We start from the raw sequence: 4508 nt of genomic DNA on the forward strand, positions 1-4508 counted from the left end.
CGAACCGCCGCGGACGCCGGTCGTCACCGTGCGGGATCCGGTCGCGCGCGAGACCGCGCGGGTCATCGAGCGGGAGGCGTGGCGGGCGCACATCCGACGTGCCTCGGCCACCATCGCCGCGGACGCTGATGGACGCCGGAACGCCCTGGGGCTCACCTCCGCCGGGAGGGACACCGAGCGGGTGAACCCGACCCAGCTCGGCGGGCTGCGCGCCGTCCTGAGCCGGCTGGAGGAGGACAAGGAGATCGGCTACTGGCTGAAACGCCTGGCCGAACGCTGGTCAGGCCAGGCATACCAGCAGGCGTATCAGCGGATCGACCCGCTACTACGGAAGCGTTCCATGGTCTGGGCGCTGTTCGGCCTCGGGCCGTACGACGACTCCGGCCCCTCCAGCTCCTCCGGCTCCACGGCGCCGCCCTGGCTGGCGGAGATCTGGGCGCTGCTCGGTATCAGCATCAGCCCGGACGGCCCGAACCGCCCAGCCCGCGATCTGACCATCACCGAGGACGGGGCGCGGGAGCTGCGCGAGGACACCAAGCTGTGGGCGGAGGCGGTCCGCACGCTCGTCACGAGCTGTCTGAGCGCCCACCACCGGGCGGTGGCCGGCGCGGACCCGTCAACCACCTCGGACGGCCAGCTCCACGACGGGGTGACGGCATGACCGCGTCGAACAGCGCGGCCGGACCGGTTCCGGCCGCACCCGCCGGCCCACCGCCGGTCCCACCCGCGGCCCCGGCCGGCAGGCGGGCCGGGCGAGCCGGACGGGCGATGGTCCGCCGGCTGCGGGTCCACGGCTGGCTGCGGCTGGAGACGCCGCTGCACGTCGGAGGCGTCGGCGACGACCCGTCCGTCGACCTGGCGCTGGCCGTGGACGGGCTGTCACGGCTGTACGTACCGGGCACCAGCCTCGCGGGCGCGCTGCGCGCCTTCGCCGGCCGCTCGATCGCCGACCGGCTGGTCCTCGACGACATCTGGGGCAACGTCCCGCAGAACACCACCCGGGCGAACGGTTCCCGGCAGAGCTCCGGCAACGGCTCCAGCGGTTCCGACGACGGCTCGACGAGCCGGATCGTGGTGCACGACGGCCTGGTCACCACCGGCACCGATCTCGGCTCCCCGTTCCCACCGTCCCGGGTCGAGGCCCGCACGGGCATCGGCATCGACCGGGTGCTGGGGACCGTCGCCGAGGGCTTCCTCTACGGCCGGGCCGTGCTCCCCCGCGGTGCCTACCTGCGGCTGGGCATCGACCTGGAGTCGCCCTACCGGGAGCGGGACGCCGACCCGGCCACGGCGATGCTCGGCACCCTGCTGCTCGCGCTCGCCGGGGGCCGGGTCCGGCTCGGCGCGGCCCGCACCCGCGGTCTCGGCTCCGTCGTCCTGGCCGGCGAACCGGAGATCGTGGAGCAACGCTTCGACAGCATGGACGGCCTGCTCGGCGCCCTCGGCCTGCTGCCGGCGACACCGACAGCGTCGGGGTCGGGGCCGCCGGCAGTGACGTCGGCGGCAGCGGCGGCTCCAGCCGGAGCGCCCGCCGCGCTGACGCCGACGGATCTCGGCGGCAGGGACCCGGACGCCGATCTACTCAGGGTGACCATCGTCTGGCGTCCGACGTCCCCGGTGATGGTGCGCTCCGCGGTGGACGGGCTCTCGATCGACGCGCTTCCCCTGGTCAGCGGAATCGGCTGCGACGAGGTAGCGCTCGTCCTGCCCGGCAGCTCGATCAAGGGCGCGCTACGGTCGCATGCGGAGCGCATCGAACGGACCGCCCGTGCCCGCGACGCCGCCCATCCTCTCGACGTACCGGCCGGGCCGCAGCGGTCGGCCCGGTTCCGGGAACAGCTCGACGACCTCGCGGCGGTGAACGCCCTGTTCGGCTCCGCCGGCACGGCCGTCGGCGGCGACGGATACGGCGACGGCAGCGAGGACAGCAGCGGGGACGCTGGTGGTGACGGCCGCGGCACGCGGGCGACGCGCGGTGTCGGGGCGCTCGGCGCGGACGACTGCTACTCGGAGCAGGCCATCCCCGCCGATCTCTGGCGCGCGCTGAACGGCGCGCACGTCACCGGGCTGAGCAAGCCGTCCGACAGCGGCCCGACCCGGTCGTGGGACAAGGCCCGGGCCCAGGTGCCGCCGAAGGTCCGGGAGCGCCTGCGGGAGCTCGGCATGGACCAGGCCGACCATGTCGCCATCGACCGCTGGACGGGCGGCGCCGCGGACAAGCGCCTGTATAGCACCCTCGAACCACACCATGTCACCTGGCAGGACCTGCTCCTGACCGTCGACCTGCGACGGCTGAACCGCTTCGATACCGCACCGGCGGGCTCCGGCGACCCGGCGGGCTCCGGCAACCAGGCGGGCACGGCCGGCGAAAGCGCCGGAAGCGGTACGAAACGCGGGAACGACGCAGGCAGCGGCGGCCAAGGAAACGGCGGCGGCCTGGCACGGCCGGCGCTCGCGCTGCTGCTGCTCGTCCTGCGGGACCTGCGAGCCGGCCGGCTCCGGCTCGGCCACGGCGTGAACCGCGGCCACGGCGACATCATCGTGGAATCGGTCAGAATCAGCGGTTTCCCCGGGCTCTCCGACGCGGAACGTGATTTCGACGACCTGCTCCGGGAGCCGGCGGTCGCCGCCTACACCCGGAGCTGGCAGGACTACCTCGATCGGGACCACCTCGATCGGGACCGTCTCGATCAGGAGCGCCCCGACAAGGACCGCGCGGACGGGAGGCCGCTGTGACAACCCACACCGCCGCCATCATCACCCTGCACACCGGCAGGTCGACGAAGATCTCGCTGCCGGACGCGATCCGCCAGGCCAACATCGGCGACGCCGTGGCACTGCTGGCGAGCGCGCGGAAGTACACGGTGGCCAGGCTGTCCGGCGGCCGGCTGACCATGCCCGGCAGCCGCTCGTTCGCGGACGGGGCCGGCGTCGCCGGCACGTCCACCGAACGGGAACTGCCGCTGCCGACGTCAGGCCCCGCCGCCGTCTTCGAAGCGCGGATCTTCAACCGGGACGCGGAGCTGCGCTGGCTGCACGAGCGTGACGGGCTCGGCACGGCCGTGCTCCTGTCGGAGTCACCGGCGCTCTGCCAGCCCCCCGGCTGGCTGTTCGGCGAGCCCGGCGAGCCCGATGAACCCGATGAGCCCGATGAGCCCGGCGAACCCGACAGGCCCGTCGCCCCGCTGACAGCCATCGACAGGATCAACAACAAGTACCTGCTGTGGGGCCGACCGCTGCGTCCGAACGGCTCACAGAACCCGAACACATCACAGGCCTCGGACGTTCCGCGGAACGCGGACGCCACGGGCGGGCCGCTGTGGGTACGCCTGGCCGAGGCCCGGATCGGCCTCCTCGACGTGCCGGTGCCGCGCGCTCCCCGCGAGGACGAATGCGTCTTCCTGGAAACCATCGAATACGTGACGACCGACGAACACGCGGCAACCGACGGAAACGCGACGGCCAGGCCCAGGCACGGCAACGCCTATGTCGCCGAGGAACGGCTCGTCGGTCTGGCCTCCGCCCTGCCGTCCGAGCGGTCCGAAGCCGACGACGACCCACAGCGACCCGACCCTCTCCCGGAGGTGACCCGATGAGCAGCAGCTCCGGCGTCATGACCTGGAAGACCAGCCCGGACGGCACCCGCCGGCTCGTCATCATCGAGGACAGCGGGAGCGAGCGGCGTTTCAACCGCCGCTTCCTCGACCCAGCGCTAACCACGCTGAGTGACGACGATCTGGCCGGCCGGCCCGTCGAATACGACTGGTCAGGTGGCCAGGCCAAGCGCGTCCGGGACAAGGGCGCCTCCGTGACAGCCCCGCCCAACACGGCCGGCGGCGAACCCGCCCCGACCGGAGCCGAAACCGCCCAGGGCGGATCAGCGCAGGGCGGATCGCCACCGGGCGGATCGCCGCGGGACAGGTCGGGGCCGGCCCCCGCGCCCGGCCCGTCCACACGCCCGCGGCCGGCGGCCCAGCGGGTCACCCGTCAGCCCCCACGTCACATGGCGCCGACACGCCCGTCCCGGCGCACGGCCGGGGACTGGCAGACGGGCGCCGCCGGCATCCCGGGCGAGACGCGGCAGCGCCCGCCCGAGCCGCTGAACGCGTTCGTCAACCCGTACGGGTTCGTCCCGGCGCCGCACCGCGACGAACGGCACCAGACCCTCGGCGACGTCGGCGTCCCCACCACCGACCGTGACCGCCTGCCCGGTCACGACCGGCTCCACGAGGACCGCTGGTCGGGCACGATCGGCGTCACCCTCACCGTCGGCACGCCGCTGCTACTGCTGGACACGCCCTTCCTCAAACGTTCCCAGGACACCGGGCACGCCACCTACCCGGTACTGGAACGGAAAGTGCCCGCATCCGACGGCCGTGAGGAGACCCGGCCGCACCTGCCCGCGACCGCGGTGAAGGGCATGCTGCGCAGCGCCTACGAGGCGGTGACGAACTCCCGGTTCGGCGTGTTCACCGGCCACGACAGCCGTCTCGGCTACCGGATGGCGG

At 73.6% G+C, this 4508-nt stretch carries 3 protein-coding genes and 1 pseudogene; all 4 read left to right on the forward strand.

Annotated features, from left to right (window positions below; genetic code table 11):
* Positions 1-661 (forward strand): hypothetical protein (locus AC5LSR_RS05640; RefSeq protein ID WP_493468228.1); only part of this gene is annotated, 661 nt, incomplete at its 5' end.
* Between the two features lie 107 nt (positions 662-768).
* Positions 769-2736 (forward strand): RAMP superfamily CRISPR-associated protein, encoded by a 1968-nt coding sequence (locus tag AC5LSR_RS05645; protein ID WP_250282163.1) that lies wholly within the window; start codon positions 769-771, stop codon positions 2734-2736.
* Positions 2733-3596 (forward strand): type III-D CRISPR-associated protein Csx19, encoded by an 864-nt coding sequence (gene csx19 / locus AC5LSR_RS05650; RefSeq protein ID WP_250292648.1) that lies wholly within the window; start codon positions 2733-2735, stop codon positions 3594-3596. Before AC5LSR_RS05645 ends, csx19 begins: the two co-directional genes overlap by 4 nt.
* Positions 3593-4508: pseudogene (locus AC5LSR_RS05655) on the forward strand (hypothetical protein); the annotation flags it as partial. The gene csx19 and the pseudogene AC5LSR_RS05655, both read left to right, overlap by 4 nt.

The organism is Protofrankia sp. CiP1_Cm_nod4, from assembly GCF_982290645.1.